The sequence below is a fragment of the Streptomyces sp. NPDC030021 genome (assembly GCF_055574035.1).
In genome coordinates, this window is the sequence record NZ_JBVIAH010000027.1 from 55,360 (window position 1) to 78,115 (window position 22,756).

The 22,756-nt window shown below is 72.4% G+C and carries 15 protein-coding genes; 6 read left to right on the forward strand and 9 right to left on the reverse strand.

The annotated features are described in order from the left end of the window. Positions 1–170: 170 nt before the first annotated feature. The 4 genes from ACZ4YL_RS36245 to ACZ4YL_RS36260 all read right to left on the reverse strand — a co-directional run bounded on the left by ACZ4YL_RS36245 (position 171) and on the right by ACZ4YL_RS36260 (position 6,205). Positions 171–1,598, reverse strand: coding sequence for a dihydrolipoyl dehydrogenase family protein (locus ACZ4YL_RS36245; protein ID WP_468122339.1), 1,428 nt, complete (start codon positions 1,596–1,598; stop codon positions 171–173). Positions 1,599–2,320: 722 nt separating this feature from the next. Next, positions 2,321–3,568, reverse strand: coding sequence for an acyltransferase family protein (locus tag ACZ4YL_RS36250; protein WP_468122276.1), 1,248 nt, complete (start codon positions 3,566–3,568; stop codon positions 2,321–2,323). Positions 3,569–3,570: 2 nt separating this feature from the next. Continuing rightward, a complete protein-coding gene (locus ACZ4YL_RS36255; protein ID WP_468122340.1) occupies positions 3,571–5,658 on the reverse strand; it encodes a bifunctional polysaccharide deacetylase/glycosyltransferase family 2 protein in 2,088 nt (695 codons plus the stop codon). Between the two features lie 94 nt (positions 5,659–5,752). Then, the gene (locus ACZ4YL_RS36260) at positions 5,753–6,205 is read right to left on the reverse strand and encodes a hypothetical protein (RefSeq protein ID WP_468122277.1); all 453 of its coding nucleotides are present in this window, start codon (positions 6,203–6,205) and stop codon (positions 5,753–5,755) included. Between the two features lie 365 nt (positions 6,206–6,570). Here ACZ4YL_RS36260 and ACZ4YL_RS36265 point away from each other — a divergent pair, with 365 nt between their 5' ends. From ACZ4YL_RS36265 to ACZ4YL_RS36280, 4 genes are all read left to right on the forward strand, one after another. Beyond that, positions 6,571–7,515, forward strand: a complete 945-nt coding sequence (locus ACZ4YL_RS36265) for a glycoside hydrolase family 16 protein (RefSeq protein WP_468122279.1) — start codon at positions 6,571–6,573, stop codon at positions 7,513–7,515. 587 nt (positions 7,516–8,102) lie between these two features. Further along, entirely contained in the window at positions 8,103–8,648 is a 546-nt protein-coding gene (locus ACZ4YL_RS36270; protein ID WP_468122342.1) for a (2Fe-2S)-binding protein, read from the forward strand. Continuing rightward, positions 8,645–9,652, forward strand: a complete 1,008-nt coding sequence (locus tag ACZ4YL_RS36275; protein ID WP_468122281.1) for an FAD binding domain-containing protein — start codon at positions 8,645–8,647, stop codon at positions 9,650–9,652. The genes ACZ4YL_RS36270 and ACZ4YL_RS36275 overlap by 4 nt, the downstream gene beginning before the upstream one ends. A 42-nt stretch (positions 9,653–9,694) precedes the next feature. Then, positions 9,695–11,800: a xanthine dehydrogenase family protein molybdopterin-binding subunit gene (locus tag ACZ4YL_RS36280; protein ID WP_468122283.1), complete on the forward strand. Its 2,106-nt coding sequence runs from the start codon at positions 9,695–9,697 to the stop codon at positions 11,798–11,800. A 115-nt stretch (positions 11,801–11,915) separates the two neighbouring features. Here the strand turns inward: ACZ4YL_RS36280 and ACZ4YL_RS36285 are convergent, their stop codons facing one another. After that, positions 11,916–12,503: a TetR/AcrR family transcriptional regulator gene (locus ACZ4YL_RS36285; protein WP_468122285.1), complete on the reverse strand. Its 588-nt coding sequence runs from the start codon at positions 12,501–12,503 to the stop codon at positions 11,916–11,918. A gap of 226 nt (positions 12,504–12,729) precedes the next feature. On the opposite strand from ACZ4YL_RS36285, the gene ACZ4YL_RS36290 reads away from it, so the two are divergent. Next, the gene (locus tag ACZ4YL_RS36290) at positions 12,730–13,158 is read left to right on the forward strand and encodes a CU044_2847 family protein (RefSeq protein WP_468122287.1); all 429 of its coding nucleotides are present in this window, start codon (positions 12,730–12,732) and stop codon (positions 13,156–13,158) included. Then, positions 13,155–17,453 carry an nSTAND1 domain-containing NTPase gene (locus ACZ4YL_RS36295; protein WP_468122288.1) on the forward strand — a complete coding sequence of 1,433 codons (4,299 nt, stop codon included), beginning with the start codon at positions 13,155–13,157 and terminating at the stop codon, positions 17,451–17,453. Before ACZ4YL_RS36290 ends, ACZ4YL_RS36295 begins: the two co-directional genes overlap by 4 nt. A 219-nt stretch (positions 17,454–17,672) precedes the next feature. Here the strand turns inward: ACZ4YL_RS36295 and ACZ4YL_RS36300 are convergent, their stop codons facing one another. From ACZ4YL_RS36300 to ACZ4YL_RS36315, 4 genes are all read right to left on the reverse strand, one after another. Continuing rightward, entirely contained in the window at positions 17,673–18,080 is a 408-nt protein-coding gene (locus tag ACZ4YL_RS36300; RefSeq protein ID WP_468122290.1) for a thioredoxin family protein, read from the reverse strand. A 289-nt stretch (positions 18,081–18,369) separates the two neighbouring features. Continuing rightward, positions 18,370–19,809, reverse strand: a complete 1,440-nt coding sequence (locus ACZ4YL_RS36305; protein WP_468122292.1) for an aldehyde dehydrogenase family protein — start codon at positions 19,807–19,809, stop codon at positions 18,370–18,372. Between the two features lie 153 nt (positions 19,810–19,962). After that, entirely contained in the window at positions 19,963–21,156 is a 1,194-nt protein-coding gene (locus tag ACZ4YL_RS36310) for a thiolase family protein (RefSeq protein ID WP_468122294.1), read from the reverse strand. Positions 21,157–21,532: 376 nt separating this feature from the next. Further along, a complete protein-coding gene (locus ACZ4YL_RS36315) occupies positions 21,533–22,585 on the reverse strand; it encodes a LacI family DNA-binding transcriptional regulator (RefSeq protein WP_468122296.1) in 1,053 nt (350 codons plus the stop codon). Positions 22,586–22,756 lie beyond the last annotated feature (171 nt).

Consider the following 22,756-nt stretch of genomic DNA (forward strand, 5'->3'; position numbering starts at 1 on the left):
ATATCGATCAAGGTTGCGCACCTACTTCACGCCATCTCCCATGCCGTGACGGCCGGTCAGCTCCGGTCCCGCGCACGCCGATCCGGAGGCCGGGGAGGAGCGAGGGGCAACGAAACGGCCCGGCTGCGCCGTGCGGCGCGGCCGGGCCGTGTCCAGGACGCCGGGGACCCTCACCCCCGATAGGTCTCCAGCAGCCGCAGCCAGACCTCGCTGATGGTCGGGAACGAAGGCACCGCATGCCACAGGCGCTGGATCGGGACCTCCCCCGCGACCGCGATGGTGGCCGCGTGGATCATCTCCGCGGCGCCGGGGCCGACGAAGGTCACCCCGAGGAGGACCTCGCGGTCGAGGTCGACGATCATTCGGGCCCGGCCCTTGTAACCGTCGGCGTACAGACCGGCCCCGGAGACCTTGGACATGTCGTAGTCGACCGCGCGCACCCGGTGCCCGGCCCGTTCGGCCTCGGCCAGGGTCAGGCCCACGGCGGCGGCCTCCGGATCGGTGAAGACCGCCTGCGGGAGGGCGCGGATGTCGGCGGTCGGCGTGTGCGCGCCCCAGGGTGCGGTGTCCAGCGGGGTGCCGGCCGCGCGGGCGGCGATCACGGCACCCGCGATCCGTCCCTGGTACTTGCCCTGGTGGGTGAGGAGCACGCGGTGGTTGACGTCCCCGACGGCGTACAGCCAGTCGTGCCCGGGCACCCGGCAGGTGTCGTCCACGTCGATCCACCGGCCGGCGGGCAGGCCGACGGTGTCCAGCCCGATGTCCTCGGTCCGCGGCGCGCGGCCCGTCGCCATCAGCAGTTCGTCGCCCTCCAGCGTCTCGCCGCCTTCCAGGACCACGCTGACGGGGCCCGTCGAGCCGTCCCGCACCACCGCCTCGACGGACACCCCCGTACGGACCACCGCCCCGGCCTCGCGCAGCGCGTCGGCGACCAGCTCCCCCGCGAAGGGCTCCATCCGCGGCAGCAGCCCGGAGCCGCGTGCGAGGACGGTGACCTGCGAGCCGAGGGCCTGCCAGGCGGTGGCCATCTCGACGGCCACCACCGAGCCGCCCACGATCAGCAGCCGGCCGGGGGCCTCCTGCGCGGAGGTCGCCTCACGGCTGGTCCAGGGGCGCGCCCCGGCGATCCCCGGGAGTTCCGGGATCACGGCCCGGGTGCCGGTGGCGACGACCACCGCGTGCCGCGCCGACAGGATGTGGTGCTCGCCCTCGGGGCTGGTGACGGCGACCTTGCGGACCCCGTAGAGCCGGCCGTGGCCCCGGTACACGTGGGCGCCGATCGAGTCGATCCAGTCGATCTGGCCCTGGTCCTTCCAGTCGCCGGTCCAGTAGTTGCGGTGCGCGAGCACCGCCGCCGTGTCCAGGGGTCCCTGGACGGCACCGGCCAGGCCGGGCACCCGGCGGGCGTCGGCCCGGGCCAGCGCCGGGCGCAGCAGCGCCTTGCTCGGGACGCAGGCCCAGTACGAGCACTCGCCGCCCACCAGTTCGCTCTCGACGAGCGCCGTGCTCAGCCCGGCGGCGCGGGTCCGGTCGACGATGTTCTCGCCGGCCGGTCCCCCGCCGAGGACCACCACGTCGTACTCCACCGCTTCCGACACAGACACCTTCCAAGGGTTCCAGAGCGTCCACCAGGACCCATGGGAATCCCGGTCAGGGGCTAATGTCCCGTCACTCTACGTGTGGTCTGCGAGACATGCCTGAGATGACGGGCGGCCTCGGCGTGGTGACGCGGCCGCCCCGCCGAGCGCCGGTGCCCGCACGCGGCCACGGCCCGGTGGCTCCCATCCGCCCCTCCTGCCCGGCCGCCGGTCCGAGGCCGGCGCGGTCGCGTGCCGGTAACGGGCCGGCCCGTCCACCCGCCGGCGCCTGGTCGCAAGACGCCCGCGGCCACCTGCCGGGACTGTGCTGAACCGGGGCCATCACACCGGCTGCCCTTGTCTGCAGGCTGGGCGTTGGTGTCACGGTTTCCGTGCCGCGGCCGTGGACCACTCCCGTGTTGAGGATTGGTCGACCAGCAACCCGGCCCTGGGCGTCGGGTTGCCTGCGGGCCTGCGAGCCTGGTCGTCATCGACGTCGATGCGCATGCGGGTGACCTGCCGTCCCGTGACCGGCTCCTGCCGGGATCCCGGTCGGGGCTTCGTCCGTCTGTACGCGGGCTACCGCCACGTACCCGGCCTGGGCTGGTAGCACGGGGAGCGTTGGCGGCGCGCGTGTCGCCGATCGGGCGGCGGATTTCACCGGCCTGGTGATGGATCCGCCCGACCGCGGCTGGTGACCTGGGTCGGGGCGCTCTTCCGGTTCGTGCGGTGCACAGCCCCCATCAGTCGGCGGCGCGGCGCCTGCCCCGTTGGCGGCGCGGGTACGGGAAGAGCCGTGGCGAGCGTTTGGCGGCCAGGTCCTCGACCCAGCCGAAGGTCAGCACCAGCAGGCCGAGCAGCGGGATCGCCACCAGCAGCGTGAACCATGGGCTGGCCAGCAGCCACTGGAGGTTCTTGTAGAAGAAGGGGACGCTCCAGAGGGGGTCGATGAGCGGGACGGCGACCACCAGCGCGATCTCGTGCCAGAGGTAGACGCTGACAGCGCGTGCGTTGAGCAGACCGACCAGACCGTTCCAGCGTTCCAGCGGTCTGGGCCACCGCTCCCAGGACGGGCTGATGTGCAGCAGGATCGCAACGAAGCCGAGGGACCACAGGGCCTGCGCGATCGGCCAGGACTCGATGTCGGTCGGTTCGGTCGGATCGACCGGCCGGGTCTGCAGGTACCAGAGGCCGGCCACCATGATCAGCGGTGCGATGGACGGCAGTACGTACTGCGGGATCTTCTTGAGCAGCCCCTCCTGGTGGGCCATGCCGAGGATCCAGCAGGAACCGAACAGGGTGAAGTCGTTGGCGGTCTCCCACACCCGGCTGTAGATGAACTCCTGGTCGGCGAAGAACGTGTTCATGACGATCGTCAGCGCCAGGGGCGTGAACAGCGTCACCACCGGAAATCGTCGCAGGGCCCGGAGCATCAGCGGTGAGAGCAGGACGTACCACAGGTAGGCCCGGAGGTACCACAGCGGGACGATGACCTGCGCGGCCCAGGTGTGTTCCACGAGATGGTGGAAACCGGGCAGTTCGTCCGCGTACGGCGGAGTGCTCAGCGGCAGGATCCAGAACGCCAGCTTGCCCCACCACCAGCTGGGGTGGCCTTCGGAGTCGGGGCCCCAGCCGTCGAGGATCTGGAGGGCGATCATGACGGCGCCGAACAGCCACATCGGCGGCAGCAGCCTGCGCAGCCGGCCGCGGATCACGCCCAGAGGGGGACGGCTGAGCGAGCGGGCCATCAGCGAGCCGGCCAGTGCGAACATCACGCCCATCGACGGGAAGACGAGGGGCAGCCAGAACCAGCCGAACTGGTGGTAGAGCACCACGCGGCCCAGCGCCAGCGCGCGCAGCAGGTCGAGATAGCGGTCCCGGCCGCCCTTGCGTTCGGGCGGTGCCTCCGGCTCCGGCTCCTGTCGCAGCACGGCGGGGACCCTCAGCTGGACGGTGTCGTAGGTGCGCCCGAGGTTGATGGATGCGGTCACGGTCAGGCCTCCACGGGTACAGCGACCTCGCCGGTGCGGCGGAGCTTCTGCCACCGCAGCCGGCCACCGGTCATCGCCGTGATCGCGGACTGCAGCAGGACGATGTACATCAGCTGCCGGTAGACGAGTTGCTGGATCGGCAGGCTGATCAGATGCCAGGGCTTCTCGCTGTCGAGCCGGAAGGCGTACCAGGACAGTGCGGCCTGGAGCAGGATGAAGCCGCCCCAGCTGGTGAGGGTGATCGGGGCGTCCCCGAAGAACACGCCGTACAACAGGAACAAGTCGACCAGCGGCGCCAGCAGCGGGGCGACCACGCCGAACAGCACGACGAGCGGCAGCCCGAGCCGGCCGAAGCGCCCGGCCGGGCCGCGGGAGGTCACGGCGCCGCGGTGCTTCCACATCGCCTGCATGCTGCCGTAGCTCCAGCGGTACCGCTGGGACCAGAGCTGCTGGAGGCTGGCGGGAGCCTCGGTCCAGGCGCGGGCGTGCTCGGCGTAGACGATCCGCCAGCCGTCGCAGAGCACCGCGATGGTGATGTCGGTGTCCTCGGCGAGGGTGTCGTCGCTCATCCCGCCGACCTGCCCCAGGGCCTCCTTGCGGAAGGCGCCGACCGCGCCGGGGATGGTCGGGATGACCCCCAGCATGTCGTACATCCGGCGGTCCAGGTTGTGGCCGAGGACGTACTCGATGTGCTGCCAGGCGCCGATCAGGCTCTCACGGTTGCCGACCTTGGCGTTGCCCGCGACCGCGCCGATCGCCGGGTCGCCGAAGGGCTGGACCAGCTCGCGTACGGTGGACGGCTCGAACACGGTGTCGCCGTCCATCATCACGATGATGTCGTACGAGGCTGCCGCGATGCCGGTGTTGAGCGCGCTGGACTTGCCGCCGTTGACCTGGCGGATCAGCCGGACGAACGGCAGGTCCATCTCCTCGACGATGTCCGCGGTGCCGTCCGTCGAGCCGTCGTCGATGACGATCACCTCGATCGGATGGTCGCCGGCGGCCAGGGATTTGAGGGTGTTGGCTATGCACTCGCGCTCGTTGTAGGCCGGGACCAGTACGGTGACCGGCCCGGTCACCGGCGGTCCCCAGGCATCCCGCCGCTTGGAGCGGCGGGCGTGGATCGGTGCGAGAACGAGCATCAGCGCGAACCGGCCGAAGTTGAGGAAGCCGACGAGGGCCAGCAGCGCGACCAGCACCGGCAGCGTGTGCACGGCGAACTGGGTGCCCCAGATGAATCCCTTGCCGGCCCACAGCTGGAAACCGTGCACCGGCACGGTGGCGCTGGAGGCGCCGAGCGCCTCGGAGATGGTGGTGAAGCGGTAGCCCTGGGCCTGCAGCCTGTCGATGATCTGTACGAGCGCGGCGATGGTCTGGGTACGGTCGCCACCCGCGTCGTGCAGCAGGATCAGCTCTCCCGCACCGGGCTTGGACGGCATCGCCGCCTTGACTATCTCCTCGACGCCGGGACGCTTCCAGTCATCGGTGTCGCGGTCGATGAACGCGGTGAGGTAGCCGCGCGCGCCCACGTACTTGATCACCGGATAGTTCCAGTCGTCCAGCGCCGAGGCGTCGGAGGAGTACGGCGGGCGGAACAGCGCGCTGTGGATGCCCGCGACACCGGCCAGCGCCAGCTGCGTCTGCGCCATCTCCCAGCTGATCCGGGCGTGGGACTGGTACACCAGATCGGGGTGGGTGAAGGTGTGCACGCCGAGCTCGTGGCCGCCCGCGACGATCTGCCGGATCAGCTCCGGGTTGCGCGTGGTCATCGCGCCGGTCACGAAGAAGTCCGCACGGATGTTGCGGGCCGCGAGCACCTCCAGGACCTTCGGAGTCCACTCCGGCGAGGGACCGTCGTCGAAGCTCAGAACCACGGTGCGGTCGGGGATGTGATAGCTCACGGGGTGCTCGTTCTTGGCGCCCCGCGCGTCGATGATCGGGCCCCCCTTGAGCAGGTTGTCGGGCACGGTCGTCTTGTCCACCGAGATCGCGATCCGGGAGTCGTGGAACGCCTCGTTGGTGGCGAGGCCACGCAGGACGAGGAGCGCGAGCAGGCAGGCCAGCAGAGACAGCGGCATGAAGAAGCGCAGCGGTGGCGCGGCCAGTCGGCGCGGCCTGAGCAGGGACTGCCGGCGGCGCTGGTGGCGGGACAATGACGCTCCTGGAGATGGGTGGTGCGGACGATCAGGGGTGCTTCGCCGGTCGGCCGGGGGACGCTGTGCCGCGCGGCGCGGTGGTCGCGGTCTTCGAGGTGGTGGCCGCGTTCTTCGGCGTGGCGGCCATGGTCTTCGCCGTGGTGGCCGCGGTCTTCGCGGTCGTGGCCGAGGCCTTCGCCTGGGGTGCCGCAGACCGCGTGGCCGTCCGGGGCGCGGACGACGAGGACGACAGGCTGGGCGACAGCGACAGCGACGGCACGGGTGAGGGCGGCGGGACGGCCGGCCGTGAGGGCTGCACGGGTATGCCCATCGCCGGGGCGTCCGCCTGCACACCGATCAGGCTGCTGCCCATGGCGACCGCCAGGACCGCGCCGACCACGGAGACCGGCCAGCCGAAGCCCCGCAGCAGACGGCCGCGCAGTCCCGACTGGTCGACGAATACCGGTGCGGGAACGGACTCCCGAAAATTTGACTCAGACATGCCAGACTCCGCCCGGTGCGCCGGTCAGCGGTCGATGGAATTGATGATTGCGCGCACCTTGCGAGGCCTTTCAGCGCAGGGTGCGTAGACCGCAGGACAGCAGGGCGAACGCTAGTACACCGGCCTGAACCGAATTTGGTCCGATGTATGCATTTGGAGTGATCTGCTCAGGTGTTGTAATCGGATCGGAATATCAATTGGACGTACCGATCGGTAGGTGAGACGCAGGGTCGCCGGGTACTGATCGACCGCCTGCGAGATACCTTCCGAACCGGCGCTAAGATGCCCCCCTCGCGTGATCAGTCATTTGATCCTCATTACAAAGGGCGCGTCCAGGTACCGCCTCCACGCCCCAAGGAGCCCGTGTGAGCCAGCCCCGCCGCACCTCTCGCCGCCGCGTGTGGACCGTGCTCACGCTGCCTGCCCTCCTGTGCGTACTCGCCGCGTGTTCCGGCGGCCCCGCATCCGGCAGGGATACCGATGCCGCGGCCCCCGACGCCTCGCCGGCCCCGTCCGGACCGCCGGGAACCCTGTTCGACAACTTCCACTACAGCGGCCCCGACGACCCCTCGCTCACCGCCAACGGCTGGGAGGTCCGTAACGGCGCGGGCAGCCCGGGGATCAAGGACACCTGGTCCAGCGCCGGCGCCGGCTTCCCCTCCGACTCGACCGCCCAAGGGGGCAGGGTCCTGCAACTGCAGGCCTCCACCGACGGCACCAAGCAGGGCACCAGGCAGGTCGAGGTGCAGAGCACCGGCACCGCCCTCTTCACGGGGACCTACGCCGCTCGGGTCCACCTCAGCGACAAGCCCGCGAGCGGTCGCGACGGCGACCATGTCGTCCAGACCTTCTTCCCGATCTCCTCCTCGGAATCCTCGGCGGACTACAGCGAACTCGACCACGAATACCTGCCGAACGGCGGCTGGGGTTCGGTGGGTTCGCAACTCGACAACGTTAGCTGGTACAAGGCCGATCCGCCGGACCGAGTCAGCCGCACGACCAAGCAGCACCTCGATGGTTGGCACATCATGATGATCACCGCCGTGAACGGAAAGGTCACCTATTCCCTGGACGGCAAGGACCTTTTCGCCAGCTCCGGCAAGTACGTCCCGCGCGAGAAGATGGACATCCATTTCAGCAACTGGTTCATCGACCTTCCCTTCACCGGTGGTCCGCGCACATGGGACATGAAGGTCAACTGGTTCTATTACAAGGCCGGTGAGGCCGTTTCCCAGGCGGAGGTCCAGAGAACGGTGGACGGCTTCTACAGTGCCGGCACCAGCTACATCAACACCGTGCCGAAGTCCTGACCACGGTCCGGGGCCCGGCGTCCGCGTTCGGCCACCTGCCGATCCGGAACAACACAGGCCCCACCGGCCCTTCTTGTCGGGGCGACAGGCTTCCCTGAACATCCCGCCGATGCAGTGCCGTTCATCCACCTGCCGGAATCCCGCGTGTGACGAGAAGCCTTCGCATCCCTTCCCGGATCCGGTCACGGATCGGCCGGACGCCCGCGACGCCCGCGACGCCCTGGCGGGCGAAGAAGGCGGCGGCCATCTGCGAGCGGCCGGCGCAGTGGACGCGTGCCACGGCACCGCAAGGCGGTCCGCCAGGAACAGCCCGATGCAGGAGGCCGCGCACACAGGGAGGGCCGAGCCGAGCCGGTTGTGATCACCACGCCGCTTCGCGATCGGCGTGAGCGGCCCGGGCCGGCCGGCCGGCCGCTCGCGGTCGCCGCACTGCCGACGGGCCGCCGGATCGGTCCGCCGCCCGGGCCCCCGCCCGACCGCCACGCACCCGCTTGTCCCACACGGGAGGTGTGAGATCCGCCCCGGCCGGTTATCCGAGTGGAGGTCTATCGATATTCCGGGACAAAGGGGCACCAGTGGCGCATCCAATGCAGGAGACCCGCTCCAGCGTCGGGCTGCATGTGAACGGCCGGCGCTACGAGCTCGACGTGGACCACCGGGTCACCCTCCTGGACCTGCTGCGGGAGCACCTCGGCCTGACCGGCGCCAAGAAGGGCTGTGACCACGGCCAGTGCGGCGCCTGCACCGTCCTGGTCGGCGGCCGGCGCGCCAACAGCTGCCTGCTGCTCGCCGTCGCCCAGGACGGCACCCGGGTCACCACCGTGGAGGGACTGGGCGGCGACGGAACAGGCAGCCTGCACCCGTTGCAGGAGGCCTTCATGGAACGGGACGCCTTCCAGTGCGGCTACTGCACGCCCGGCCAGCTCTGCTCCGCCGCCGGCCTGCTCGCCGAGGCGGCCGCCGACCCCGCGGCCGCGGACCTCAGCCGCTCCGGGATCGCCGAGGCCATGAGCGGCAACCTGTGCCGCTGCGGCGCGTACCCCCGCATCGTGGACGCCGTACGGGACGTGGCCGCGGTCTCACAGGCCGCTGCCCCGGCCCAGGCTCCCGGTGACGGGCGGGTGGTCGCGTGAAGCCGTTCGCGTACGTGCGCGCCACCGGCCTCCCCGAGGCCATCGCCGCCCACGGCGCGCGGCCCGGCTCCCGCTACCTCGGCGGCGGCACCAACCTCGTGGACCTCATGAAGCTCGGGGTCGAAGCCCCCGACACCCTCGTCGACCTCGCCGGCCTGCCGCTCGGCTCCGTCGAGGAGACCGCGGACGGCGGCCTGCGGATCGGCTCCGGGGTGCGCGGCAGCGACCTCGCACTCCACCCCCTCGTCCGCACCCGCTACCCCGCCCTGTCCCAGGCGCTCCTGGCCGGCGCCTCGGCCCAGCTGCGCAATGTCGCCACCACCGGCGGCAACCTGCTCCAGCGCACCCGCTGCCCCTACTTCCAGGACGTGGCCAAACCCTGCAACAAGCGGGAGCCCGGCACCGGCTGCGGCGCCCGCGACGGAGGCCACCGGGACCACGCCGTCCTCGGCCACTCCCCGCAGTGCATCGCCACCCACCCGTCCGACATGGCCGTGGCACTCGTCGCGCTGGACGCGGCCGTCGAACTCCAAGGCCCCGACGGCGCCCGTACCGTTCCCGCGACCGCTTTCCACCGGCTGCCGGGCGACCACCCCGAACGGGACACCGTCATCGAACCCGGCGAGATCGTCACGGCGGTCACGCTCCCGCCGGACCGCGCCGGCCTCCCGTCGACCTACCGCAAGGCCCGCGACCGCGCCTCGTACGCCTTCGCGCTCGCCTCCGTCGCCGCCGTGCTCGACATCTCCGGGGGACGCGTCCGCCATGTCGCGCTCGCATTCGGCGGGCTCGCCCACCGTCCCTGGCGCGCCAGCGCCGCCGAGGAACGGCTGCTGGGCGCCGCCCCCACCGAGAGCGCCGTGCGGGAGGCCGTCGAGGCCGAGCTCGACCGGGCGGAGCCGCTGCGCGACAACGCCTTCAAGGTCCCCCTCGCCCGCAACCTCGCCTGCGACGTGCTCAACTCCCTCTCCGCGAGTGCCCTCTCCCGCGGCTCCCGCTCCTGAAACGTCCCTCCGCCCCGCCGGACCCGATCGCGAGGACCCGCCATGGACTCCAGCCCCGCCGCCCCGGCGCCCTCCCTCGGCAGCCCCGCCACCCGGCTGGAGGGCCGGGAGAAGGTCACGGGGAAGGCCCGCTACGCGGCCGAGTACGCCCTGCCGGACCGGGCGTACGCGTGGCCGGTGCCCGCCACCGTGGCCCGTGGACGCGTCACCGCCGTCGACACCGCCGGCGCGCTCGCGCTGCCCGGCGTCCTCGCCGTCCTCACGCCCTACGACGCGCCCCGGCTGGGCCCCTCCGACGACCCCACCCTCCGCGTGCTCCAGGACCCCGGAGTGCCCCACCACGGCTGGTACGTGGCCCTGGCCGTGGCCGAGACCCCGGAGGCCGCCCGGGCCGCGGCCGCGGCCGTCCGCGTCCGCTACGACGCCGAGCCCCACGACTCCGTACTGCACACCGGCCACCCGGCCGCCTACACCCCCGAACAGGTCAACGGCGGCTATCCGGCCCACCGCGAGAAGGGCGACGCGGCCGCCGCTTTCGCCGCCGCGCCGGTCCGGGTGGACTGCGCGTACGCCGTACCGCCGCTGCACAACCACCCCATGGAGCCGCACGCCGCCACCGCCCACTGGGACGCCGACGCCGGCACCCTCACCGTGTACGACTCCAGCCAGGGATCCGGATTCGTACGCTCCACACTGGCTGCCCTCTTCGAGCTGCCCGCGGACCGCGTCACGGTGGTGTCCGAACATGTCGGCGGTGCCTTCGGCTGCAAGGGCACCCCCCGCCCGCACGTCGTCCTCGCCGTGATGGCCGCACGGCACACCGGCCGCCCCGTCACCCTCGCCCTGCCCCGGCGCCACCTCGCGGCCGTCGTCGGCCACCGCGCGCCCACCCTGCACCGCGTGCGCCTGGGCGCCCGCAAGGACGGCACGCTCACCGCCCTCGCCCACGAGGTCACCACCCACACCTCCCGCATCCGGGAGTTCGTCGAACAGGCCGCCGTCCCCGCCCGCGTCATGTACGCCGCGCCCGCCCTCCTCACCACCCACCGCGTCGTGCCCCTCGACGTGCCCACGCCCTCCTGGATGCGGGCGCCCGGCGAGTCCCCCGGCATGTACGCGCTGGAGTCGGCCATGGACGAGCTGGCCTGCGCCCTCGGCATCGACCCGGTCGAGCTGCGCGTCCGCAACGAGCCCGACGCGGAGCCCGACAGCGGCCACCCGTTCAGCAGCCGCCATCTGGTGGAATGCCTGCGCGAGGGGGCCGTCCGCTTCGACTGGGCCGCGCACCGCACGCCGCGCCAGGACGGCCCACTGCTGATCGGCACCGGGGTCGCCGCCGCCACCTACCCGGTGTACGTCGCCCCCTCCTCGGCGCGGGCGCACGCCTTCCCCGACGGTAGGTACCTCGTGCAGACCAACGCGACCGACCTCGGCACCGGCGCCCGCACCGTCCTGGCGCAGATCGCCGCCGACGCGCTGCGGGTCGCCCTGGACCGGGTGACGGTGGAGATCGGGCACTCCGCGCTGCCGCAGGGCTCGGTGGCCGGCGGCTCGGCCGGTACGGCCTCCTGGGGCTGGGCGGTCCACGACGCCTGCACGAGCCTGGTCGCCCTGCTCGCCCGCCGTTCCGGCCCGATCCCGGAGGCCGGAGTGTCCGTCCCTGCCGATACGACGGCCTCCGCCAAGCAGAAGTCCCCGTACGCCAGGCACGCGTTCGGCGCCCACTTCGCGCAGGTGCAGACCGACACCGTCACGGGCGAGGTCCGGGTCCGCAGGCTCCTGGGCGTCTTCGCCGCAGGCCGCATCCTGAACCCGCTCACCGCCCGCTCGCAGTTCGTCGGCGGCATGGTCATGGGTCTGGGCATGGCCCTCACCGAACACAGCACCATGGAACCGGCTTTCGGGGACTTCACCGAGAACGACCTCGCCTCCTACCACGTCCCCGCCCACGCCGACGTGCCCGACATCGAGGTGCACTGGCTGGACGAGCACGACAAGCACCTCAACCCGATGGGCGGCAAGGGCATCGGCGAGATCGGCATCGTCGGCACGGCGGCAGCCATCGGCAATGCCTTCCACCACGCGACCGGCTGCCGGATCCGCGAACTGCCCCTCACCCCGGACCGCGTCCTGGCGGCCCTTGGCTGAGGAGGACCGAGCGCCCGGAGCCACGATCGGCTCCGGGCAGCCGCGGGGCCGTTGCTGAGCGATGGCAGCTTGCCGACCTCACGCGCTCCCGGGAGACGGGCAGCGTGCAACGGTCTCAGTTGCCGACCGACCGCCAGATGCGGTCGGGCAGTTCGCGGGCGGCGTCCTCCAGATCGAGGTCCCCCACGGTGAGCCAGCGCCGGACGACGGCGACGACCGGTCCCATGGCGAGGGACTCGATCAAGGGGGCGGGGAGCTCGGCGAGTTCGCCCGACGCCTGGTGCGCGTGGATCCAGAGGGTGATCGGTGTCAGCCGGGCCTCCTGGGTGTCCCGGATCTCGCGCGCGCGGGCCATGCCCAGGCGATCCGCGGTGACGGAGTGCACGAGGCGGGCCGCGTCGGGATGGGCCTGTGCGAAGTCCAGGTAGGCCAGGACGACGGCCCGGATGCCGGAGCGGGCGTCGGTGGCCTGGAGCAGTGCCGTGCCCAGTTCCTTCAGGAGCTGTTCCAGGGAGCGCAGCGCGAGGGCGGCGACCACCCCGTCCAGGCTGCCGAAGTGGTGGTAGATGCTTCCGGAGCTGACCGAGCTGGCGCTGGTGATGGCTCCGAGGGTGAGACCGGCTTCCCCGGACGAGGCGTAGAGGCGGAGCGCCGCGTCCAGGACCTGTTCGACAGTGGCTTCGCCGCGTTGTTGCTTCGGCATCGGGTCAGGCGTCCTCGGTCTCTTCACGGCGGCGGATCACCCCGATCCTCGTCGGGTTCACCCTAAAGCACCATTACTAGATTGTTTTCTAGAAAGACTTTCCATTCTGCGAGTGGGAGGCCCACACTGGGCTGCGCCTCGGCGGGAGGGCTCCCGTGGAGCGGAGCCGCCGCGCGCGGCAACGGCTGCGACCGCGGGGGCGGTTCGGATACGCGGAGGGGGAGACATGGTGTTCCACGTGGAGTTACCGATCGGCGGGGCGGGCGGGCCACAGGACGTGGTGCGCGTCGAGGTCGTGGAGACCGGCGAGGACGGCCTGGTCCGGGTGGCCCGGCCGGGGCAGGTGATGGCGCGCGCCTCGCGGTCGCTGGGGGAGATGGTGACCGGGATCCGGCCGGTCGCGCAGAGTTTCGTCGACGGGTTCCGCGGTATGGCCCAGGCGCCCGACGAGCTCAACCTGGAGTTCGGGCTGTCGATCTCCGCCGAGGCCGACGTCGTGATCTCCAGTACGGCGGCCGAGGCCAACTTCAAGATCTCGCTCACCTGGACCCGTTCCCCGTCCGACGGCCCGGCTGCCGGCCCGGCTGCCGGCACTGCTGCGGGCCCGGCTGCCGGATCCGCCGCCGGATCCGTCGCGGCGGAGCCCGCGCCGTGACGGGGCCGCAGGCCTCGGAGGGCGTTGGCCCGAAGGCCCTGAACGCGGCGGTGCTGCGGATCCGCGACCTGCGCGGGGATGCTGTCGGCCTGGGCTTCCTGATCTCCCCCGAGCTCGCGCTGACGTGCGCCCACGTGGTGTCCGCGGCGCTCGGCACGCCGCAGGACGAGGAGCCCGCGCCCGACTCCCGGATCCACGTCGACCTTCCCCTGTTGTCCGCCTTCGGCCCGGACGCCGTCGGGGTGACCGCGAGCGTCGAACGCTGGCTGCCGCCACGTGAGCCGGGCGGCGGGGACATGGCGGTGCTCCGGCTGGACGCCCCGCTGCCCGGTGCCCACCCCGTGCGGCTGATCGAGGCCGAACGGGTGTGGGGTCATCCGGTCCGGGCCTTCGGCTTCCCCGCAGGCCGCCCGGGCGGAGTCTGGCACTCCGGAGTCCTGCGGGAGTCACAGGCCTACGGATGGATACAGGCGGACCTGGCCGACGGAGGCTACCCGGTCTCCCGGGGGTTCAGCGGCACGCCGGTCTGGGACGAGAACCACGTCGGCGTGGTCGGCATGGTCGCCGTCGCCGAGTCGGGCCGGCCCCCGGTCAGCTACCTGATCTCGACAGCAGGCATCCTGCAGGCCTGGCCCGAGCTGCGCCCGCTGGCCCTCCCGCCCTCGCCGTTCCGCAGCCTCACGGCGTTCCGGGAGTCCGACGCCCCGCTCTTCTACGGCCGGCGGGCCGAAAGCGACGAGCTGGACCTCGCGCTGGCCGGCGAGCAATGGGTGGCCATCGTCGGCGCCTCCGGATCCGGCAAATCCTCGCTGGCGCTGGCCGGGGTCGTCCCCCGGCTGCGGCGGTCGGGGGCGGCGGCGGTCGTCGTACGGCCGACCCACGGCAGCAGTCCCCTGGCCGTCCTCGCGGCCGCGCTGCTGCCACTGCTGGAGCCCGGGCTGTCCGAGACGCAACGCCTCACCCGGATCTCCGAACTGACCGGGGTACTGCGCCAGGGCGGCCTCGCCGACATCGTGGCCCGGGTACTCGATCTGTCCGGCAGCCGTCGACTGCTCGTCGTGGTCGACCAGTTCGAGGAGCTCCTCGCTCTCGCTCCGGAAGCCGTCGACGAACTGGCCGACGTCCTGTTCGACGACGCCCTCCCGCAGCCGGTCCGGGTCCTCACGACGCTACGGGCCGACTTCCTGGAGATGGCGCTGGCGCACCCCCGGCTCGGGGCCGTCATCGGCCGACGCGTCCACGCCCTCGGCCCCCTGGGCCCCGAGCGGCTGCGCGAGGTCGTGACCGCGCCCGTGGACGCCGTCCCGGCGGTGCGCTACCAAACCGGCCTCGTGGACCGCATCCTGCAGGACACCGGCACCGAGCCGGGCGCACTGCCCCTGCTGGGCTTCACCCTCGACCTGCTGTGGCAGGAACAGCGCGGAGGACTGCTCACCTACCAGGCCTACCAGGACCTCGGCGGTGTCACCGGGGCGCTGAGCCTGCACGCCGACCAGGTCTGGGCCGAGTACGTCCCCGAAGCGGACGAGCCGGCGGCCCGGCGGCTGTTCACCCAGCTCATCCGGGTCCCCGTGGGATCACCGGCCGCGACACGCCGCATCGCCCTGCGCGCCGACCTGGGCGAGGAGCAGTGGCGGATCGCCCAGCGGCTCGCCGCCACCCGGCTCCTGGTGACCGGCCGCAGCGCCGAAGGCGGCGAGACGGTCGAACTCACGCACGAGGCCCTGATCGGCGGCTGGGAGAAACTGGCGCGGTGGGTCGAGAAGGACCGGTCCTTCCTGGTGTGGCGGGAGTCCCTGCGCCACGACATGGACCGCTGGGAGCGGGCCGAGCGCACCTCCGAGCTGCTGCCGACGAAGGTGGCCCTCGCGGGCGCCGACCAGTGGCTGCCCGGGCGCGCCGACGACCTGAGCCCCGGGGAACGCGCCTACCTGGATGCGGGGCGCGCCCACCAGCGCTCCCGGGCCCGCCGGGTGCGCGGCGCCTGGTCCGCGGTCTCCTTCATCGTGATCGTGGCCGTCCTGCTGGGGTCGTTGTTCGTCGTCACGCGGCAGGAGAGCCGCAGGCGCGACGCGCTCGCCACCTCGCGCGCCCTGACGCAGGCATCGCAGGACGCCGCGTCCACCGACCCGGCCCAGTCGGTGATGCTCGCGCTCGCGGCCTACCGGACCTCGCCGACCCAGGAGGCCCGCAACCAGCTCCTGCGCCAGCACCTGGCGTACTCGGACAAGAGCCGTGTCGTCTCGGGCCTGCTGGGAACGGTACGGGGCCTGCAGACCAGCCTCGACGGCAACGTGGTGCTGGCCACCTCGAAGAACGGAAGGGCGATGCTCTTCACGGGCGTCACCGCCGGCAAGGTCCGCAGCGCGCAGGTTCCCTCGGTCGGGCAGGTGAAGTACCCGATGGTCTCGGCCGACGGGAAGCGGGCCGGCTACGTCCAGGAGGACGGGGTCGCCGCGTGGTTCCCGGTGCACGCCGACCGCGACGAGCCGATGGGCGAGCTGCGCAAGCTGGCCGCGGCCCCGGGAGCCGCCGTCGGCACGGAGAAGGGGCTGGACCCCTCCATGTCGGCGGACGGGACACTGATCGTCCACCGGGTGCTGGACCACCTGGTCTGGTGGGACCTGGACAGCGGTGCCATCGCCCGCTCGACGCGCGCGCCCGCGGACCAGAACGGCAGCAGCAACGAAGACCTGTGGATCGGCGCGGACAACCGGACCCTGCTGCTGCGGCGGGGCGGGCTGGTCGACAACAACACGGTCCTGCTCGCCTACGACCCGGCGACCGACGCGACGCGTGTCGTCGCCGGCGAGGCGGCCGACATCGAGCTCTCCGGGGACCGGACGGCAGCCGTGGTGTGCAGCAAGCAGGGCGACGGCACGGCCCTGAGCCTGGTGCGGATCTCCGACGGCGCCCCGCAGGGGAAGCCGTACAGCGAGCAGGACAAGCGATTCAAGTCCGGAATCTGCCTTCCGCAGGCGGTCAGCACGGACGGCACGCGGGTGGCGCTGTGGTTCGACGACACGCTGCGCCTGGTCGACCTGCTCCAGAACAAGGTGGTCTCCACCGTCCCCTCACCCTCCGCGCACTGGTCGCGTCAGCTGGCGTCGGCCGACGGCAAGCTCTACTACGTCGGGTTCAAGGACTCCCTGATCACCTACACCGAACTCCCCACCGGAGAATCCGTACTCCAGGTGGGCCAGCAGATCCTCACCCATGACGGCGGCCGAACGATCAGTGTGCTCGCCGACGGATCCGCGCTGCAGGTGCGGCCCACGGCACCGGGCACCAACGACCAGCTCATCGCCGAGGCCCCGCGCCGGACGCCGTACCGGAAACCGGCGAGCACCGACCTCCTGAGGCTGAGCAAGGACGGACGCCTGCTCGCGGACCAGGAGGGACCCAACGTGGTGTCCGTCCTCGATGCCTCCACCCTGCGCCGGCTGGCCACCATCACCGCGGCCGAGCCGCCCGCCCCGGCCGCCACCACGCCACCGCCGCTCCTCGGAGGCAGCGAGGAACCGGACTTCCAGCACTTCTTCGACGTCGCCGGCAACGTCCTGACCGTCTCCGGGACCCTGGTCCAGCAGTGGGACGCGCGTACGGGCCGGGAACTCGCCCACTACGACGCGAAGGCCCTGCTGCCCACCACGGGATCCGCGCCGCATACCGGTATCGGCCCCTACCCGGCCCCGAACAAGGTGACCGTGACCGTCTGGGGCGACCCCTCGGTCCGCATCGTCGACCTCACCACGGGCACCGTCACGGAGACCGTCCGCACCACCGAGGACGTCCTCGCCGTGCAGTTCGACCCCAGCGGCCGCTACTTCGGGCTGATGCGCCGGGGCTCGATCGTCGAGCTGTGGAGGCGCGACCCGCTGCGCAAGGAGATCGGTCCCCTGCGCAGCACCGCCGAAGACTCCGCGACCCCGACCGTCACCCAGTTCCTCGACGGCGACGGCCACTTCCTGATCGCCGCCAACAACGCCGTGCGGACCTACGGCATCGAGGAACGCGCCCTCCTGGAGTCGTACGAATTCGGTCGGCCGCCGAGCGAGACCTCCAACTCCGGCTCCCTCTTCCCGGCACGTCCGTACGCCTTCATGGACATGTCGAAGGACGCCAGGACGGTGATCTACGCCGACCCCGCAGGCCCCGGCGGTGTCCTGCCCCTCGACCCCCGGGCGTGGCAGCGCGACCTGTGCAAGGCCATAGGCAACCGGACGTTCACCGCCGAGGAGCGCAGGAGCCTGCCGGTCCGTATCCCGGCGCAGCCGCTGTGCGCACCGGACTAAGGGCTGTCCCGTAATCCCCGGTGGATCAGCGCGCGGCGTCAGATGCGGTGCCTCGCAAGGCGGAGGGGCGCCCGCATACCGGGCGTATTCGGGTGCTCCGACAACGCGGCGAGGTGCCGTAGCTGGCGTCGTGCGCCCGCCGGGGATTACGGGACAGCCCTGAGGCCGCGACGCCCGGGGCAGACGCAGATCCGCCGGGTTCGCGGGCCCGGCGGATCCTCAGGCCTCCGGAGTTCCGGGGTCCGCGCTGCCCGCGCCCTGGGAGCCCTGCTGCTCCGCGGCGATCTTCGCGCGGACCTCGTCCATGTCGAGGTCCCGGGCCTGGCGGATGAGGTCCGTCAGCGTCGCCTCCGGCAGTGCGCCGGGCTGCGCGAAGATGGCCACCTGGTCCCGGACGATCATCAGCGTCGGGATCGAGGTGATCTGGAAGGCCCCGGCCAGCTCCTGCTGCGCCTCGGTGTCCACCTTGGCGAACACGAGGTCGGGATGGGCCTCGGAGGCCCGCTCGTAGACCGGGGCGAACTGCAGGCACGGCCGGCACCAGCCCGCCCAGAAGTCGATCAGCACGAACGGGTTCTCGCTGACCGTCTGGTCGAAGTTTTCCTTGGTGAGCTCGACTGTAGCCACGGTGTCCAGACCTCCTGATGTGAGCCGTCTGCTCCCTTGAACGAACAGCCTGCCTTCCGCATTCCGCCTCTGCGGGGTGGCGGCGGGGCACCCCTAGGGGGTGTTTTGTCGATCAGGCCGGATCAGGGAGCGGTGGTCGGTGCCATGGGGTCTCCCCAGGCCCGCCACCGCCGAGGGGAAGTATCGCAAGGCGGACGAGGGAGGCGACGCGGAGCGTCGCCGACCGAGAACAACGCGGCGAGGCGCGGCACCGGGCGCCGCGAGCCCGGCCTGATCGGCAAGACACCCCCTAGAACGGGTGACCTGCGGGGGTGCTGCGGGCCGTGGTCCAGCGCAGTTCCGTGAACGCGTCCAGGTTCGCCTCGCCGCCGAAGCGCGCACCGGTGCCGGAGGCCCCGACTCCGCCGAAGGGGGCGACGGCCTCGTCGTTGACCGTCTGGTCGTTGATGTGCGCGATCCCGGTCGGGATCCGCTCGGCCAGGTCGAGCCCGCGCGCCGCGTCCCGGGTCACGATCCCGAGGGAGAGGCCGTAGGGGCCCGCCGAAGCCAGCGCCACCGCCTCCTCCTCCGTCGCGAAGGACCGTACGGGCGCCACCGGGCCGAAGACCTCCTCGGTGTAGGCGGGGGTGTCTTCGGCGACGCCCGCCAGGACGGTCGGCCGGTAGAAGAGGTCCCGGTGCGTGCCGCCGGCCACGAGCTTGGCCCCCTGCCCGGTGCTGGCCTCCACCAGGGCGTGGACGCGGTCCAGCTGGGCGCGGTCGATCAGCGGGCCCAGGTGCACCCGCTCGCGGTACGGGTCCCCCACGGCCAGTTCCTCGGCGCGCGCGGCGAGCCGCTCGACGTACTCGTCGTAGAGCGAGGCGTGGACGAGGTGCCGCCCGGCGGTCATGCAGATCTGGCCCTGATGGAAGAAGGAACCCCAGGAGGCCTGGGCCACGGCGGCCTCGATGTCGGCGTCGCGGAGCACGACGAGGGCGGAGTTCCCGCCCAGCTCCAGGTGCACGCGCTTGAGGTGACGGCCGGCCAGCTCCCCGACGGAGCGGCCCGCGGCGGTGGATCCGGTGAAGGACACCACCCGCACGTGCGGGTCGGCGACCACCGCGGCGCCCGTCCCGGCGCCACCGGGCAGGACCTGCAGCAGCCCTCCCGGCAGCCCGGCGGCGGCGAAGACCGCGGCGAGGGCGAGGCCGCCGCAGACGGCGGTGCGCCGGTCCGGCTTGAGCAGCACCGCGTTGCCGAGTGCCAGCGCGGGCGCGACCGAGCGGATCGCCAGGATCAGCGGGGCGTTGAAGGGGGCCACGACGCCGACCACCCCGGCCGGCACCCGGCGGGTGAAGGACAGGCGGGGCGCCTCGCTCGGGAGCACCTGCCCCGTGGGGCGCGAGGCCAGCGCCGCGGCCTCGTAGCACTCCTGCGCGGCGACGTGCAGCTCGAAGTCGGCCTTGCCGGGTATCGAGCCGGACTCGCGGACCAGCCACTCCCGCAGCTCGTCGGCGTGTGCGGTGAACAGGTCCCCGGCGCGGCGCAGCACGGCCGCCCGCTCCGGATGGGCGGCGCGCGCCCAGTCCCGCTGCGCCGCGAGGGCCCGTACGGCGGCCTCCGCCACATCGGCGGGCGCGGCGAGGTCGATGGTGGCGAGGGTGCGGCCGGTGGCGGGTTCGACGACCGGGGCGGGGCCGCCGGTGAGGGTGGGTCCGTCCTGCCAGAGCGTCGGATCGAGGAGCGGCATGGCGCGGGGCCTCCGGGTGGGGATGGGCGGGGCGGGGGGGCGGCAGCACGCGCCATCGTGCCAGACCGGAGGCTCCACATCTGTTCAGTTATTGGGCAGTTGACACCGAGCGGTGACCGGAAACGATCGACGCCCGCGTATCACCGGCCCGGGTCAGCGCTCCAGGACGAGCGCGATGCCCTGCCCGACCCCGATGCACAGGGCCGCCATGCCGGTACCGGAACCCGCCGCCGCCAGCTGGTGCGCGACCGAACCGGCCAGGCGGGCGCCCGAGGCGCCGAGCGGATGGCCGATCGCGAGGGCGCCGCCCCGCGGGTTGACCACGGCCGGGTCGAGCTCCGGCCAGGCCGCGAGGCATCCCAACGCCTGTGCGGCGAAAGCCTCGTTCAGCTCGAAGGTGGTCAGATCGGCGAGCCCGCGGCCGGACTTGGCGAGCGCCCGCTGGACGGCGTCCACCGGCCCCAGGCCGAAGAGCTGGGGCTCGATACCGGTGACGGCAGACGCGCTGATCCGGGCGAGCGGCTCCCGGCCGGTGGCCGCCAGTCCCTCCTCGTCGGTCAACAGCAGTGCGGCGGCACCGTCGTTGAGCGGGGAGGCGTTGCCGGCCGTGACCGTGCCGTCCGTCCGGAAGGCCGGCTTCAGGCGGGCCAGCGCCTCGGGCGTGGAACCCTCCCGGATGCACTCGTCCCGCGCCAGGTCCACGCCGGAGTACGGGACGACCTCGTCGTCGTACAGCCCGGCGGACCAGGCGGCCGCCGCCTTGCGGTGGCTCTCCAGGGCGAAGGCGTCCTGCGCGTCACGGGTGATGCCGTGCTTGTCCGCGACGAGTTCGGCTCCCTCGCCGAGCGAGCCGGTCCACTCCGCGGGCATGCGCGGGTTGGTCATGCGCCAGCCCAGGGTGGTGGACCACATCTGCTGGTGCCCGGCCGGGAAGGCCCGCTCGGGCTTCTGCACGACCCAGGGGGCGCGGCTCATCGACTCGACCCCGCCCGCGATGGCCACGGAGGCGTCACCGAGAGCGATGGCGCGGGCGGCCTGGATCACGGCTTCGAGGCCGGACCCGCAGAGCCGGTTGACGGTGACCCCGGGGACGCTCACCGGCAGCCCGGCCAGCAGCACCGCCATGCGGGCCACGTCCCGGTTGTCCTCGCCCGCGCCGTTGGCGTCGCCGAAGACGACGTCGTCGATGCGAGCCGGATCGAGGTCCGGCGTACGCTCCACCAGCGCGCGCACGACGTGCGCGGCCAGGTCGTCCGACCGGACCCCGGCGAGGGCGCCGCCGAACTTGCCGATCGGGGTGCGGACGGCGTCGACGACGTAGACGTCGCGGACGGTGCGGATGCTCATGGGGTCTCTCCTGGGCGGATCCGTACGGGCGGTGGCGCGTCGGTGCCGGTGTGGACACCGGGGCACGCCGCCGGGCACGCCCGGTGGGGCGCGCCCGCAGTCTCCGTCCGCACGTCACCGCCTGTCAACGGCTCCCCGGACCTGGGGGTGTCTTGTCGATCAGGGCGGACCAGGGAGCGGTGGTCGGTGCCATGGGGTCTCCCCAGGCCCGCCAGGGCCGAGGGGAAGTATCGCAAGGCGGACGAGGGAGGCGACGCGGAGCGTCGCCGACCGAGGACAACGCGGCGAGGCGCGGTGCCGGCCACCGCGAGCCCGCCCTGATCGGCAAGACACCCCCTAAGCCGCCCCTTCCGGATCCTGCCGGGCCCGGGCACCGTCAGGTCGACTCCCGGTGGACGGCGGCGGCCGCCATCAGGTCGTGCCGCTCCGTGACCTCCGACGGCTCGCGCACCGCGTGGTCCACCAGTGAGGCCAGATCGGCGCCGGTCGGCATCTCCAGGCGTACGGTGCTCAGCCGCGGCCGCAGCAACCGCCCGATCAGCAGGTCGTCGGCGCCGATGACGGCGACGTCCTCGGGGACGCGCAGCCCCTCGTCCTGGAGGGCGCGCATCAGCAGCATCGCGTACTCGTCGTTGTACGCGAACGCCGCGTCCAGCCCGAGCCCGCGCCAGCGGGCCGCGAGGGCCGCGGCCGATTCCTCGGAGTAGGCCATGGGGAGGGCCGTGACCTCGGCGCCCGCCACCGACCGGGCGCCCGTGAGCCGGGGCACGGAGAACAGCTCCAGGCCCTCCTCCTCCGGAACGACCACGCCGATCCGCCCGTGTCCGCGTTCCACGAGATGGGCGGCGGCCCGGACCCCGACCTCCTGCTGGTCCATGACGAGCGCGTGCGCCCCCGGCACGCCGACGGGCCCCATCGTGATCACCGCGCGGGCTCCGGCCCGCTTGAGGGTGGCGACGTTGCGCGCGGAGAGGGCGATCTCGCCGAGGGAGATCACGGCCACCGGACGCAGTTCCGCCCAGGCCCGCACGGCCTCGTCGCCGCTGAGTCCGAGGCTCCCGTACTGCACCACCGTGTAGTCGAGGCGGCGCAGCGCCCACTGGAGTTCGTTGAGGAAGGTGCTGTAGAGCGGGCCGACCGGCACGTGGGAGGTGGGCAGCAGCACGATCCTGGTGTGTCCGGCGCGCAGGCTGCGGGCGGCGGCGTGCGGGACGTACCCGAGCTCCTCGGCGGCCTCGCGGACCTTGCGGCGGGTCGGTTCGCTGATGCGTACGGCTTCCGCGTTGTTCAGCACGTACGAGACCGTCGCGCGCGAGACGCCGGCGAGGCGGGCCACGTCGGCGCTCGTCGGAACTGGGGGCGGCGGGGTGGCCGATCCGGAGGCCGGGTTGGCCGGCTTCGGCTTCGGCGATTTCGATGACTGAGACATTGCCGTGGCATCTTTCCAGACCGATCACGCCCGAGGGCTAGCGGATGGCCGGAAACGAATGCTACACAGTGGTTACACGAGTCATTGACACGTGTAACCACGGCGTCACATCCCTCTACGGCCGATGTGCCGACGCCGTGCCCCGCCGTGCCGCCGTCCTGCCGCGCTCCG

What these genes read in the sequence shown, in the direction of transcription:
- ACZ4YL_RS36290 (WP_468122287.1), top strand. Translation starts at nt 12,730, where the DNA reads ATGGTGTTCCACGTGGAGTTACCGATCGGCGGGGCGGGCGGGCCACAG.
- ACZ4YL_RS36315 (WP_468122296.1), bottom strand. Translation starts at nt 22,585, where the DNA reads ATGTCTCAGTCATCGAAATCGCCGAAGCCGAAGCCGGCCAACCCGGCC.
- ACZ4YL_RS36280 (WP_468122283.1), top strand. Translation starts at nt 9,695, where the DNA reads ATGGACTCCAGCCCCGCCGCCCCGGCGCCCTCCCTCGGCAGCCCCGCC.
- ACZ4YL_RS36285 (WP_468122285.1), bottom strand. Translation starts at nt 12,503, where the DNA reads ATGCCGAAGCAACAACGCGGCGAAGCCACTGTCGAACAGGTCCTGGAC.
- ACZ4YL_RS36270 (WP_468122342.1), top strand. Translation starts at nt 8,103, where the DNA reads ATGCAGGAGACCCGCTCCAGCGTCGGGCTGCATGTGAACGGCCGGCGC.
- ACZ4YL_RS36310 (WP_468122294.1), bottom strand. Translation starts at nt 21,156, where the DNA reads ATGAGCATCCGCACCGTCCGCGACGTCTACGTCGTCGACGCCGTCCGC.
- ACZ4YL_RS36260 (WP_468122277.1), bottom strand. Translation starts at nt 6,205, where the DNA reads ATGTCTGAGTCAAATTTTCGGGAGTCCGTTCCCGCACCGGTATTCGTC.
- ACZ4YL_RS36305 (WP_468122292.1), bottom strand. Translation starts at nt 19,809, where the DNA reads ATGCCGCTCCTCGATCCGACGCTCTGGCAGGACGGACCCACCCTCACC.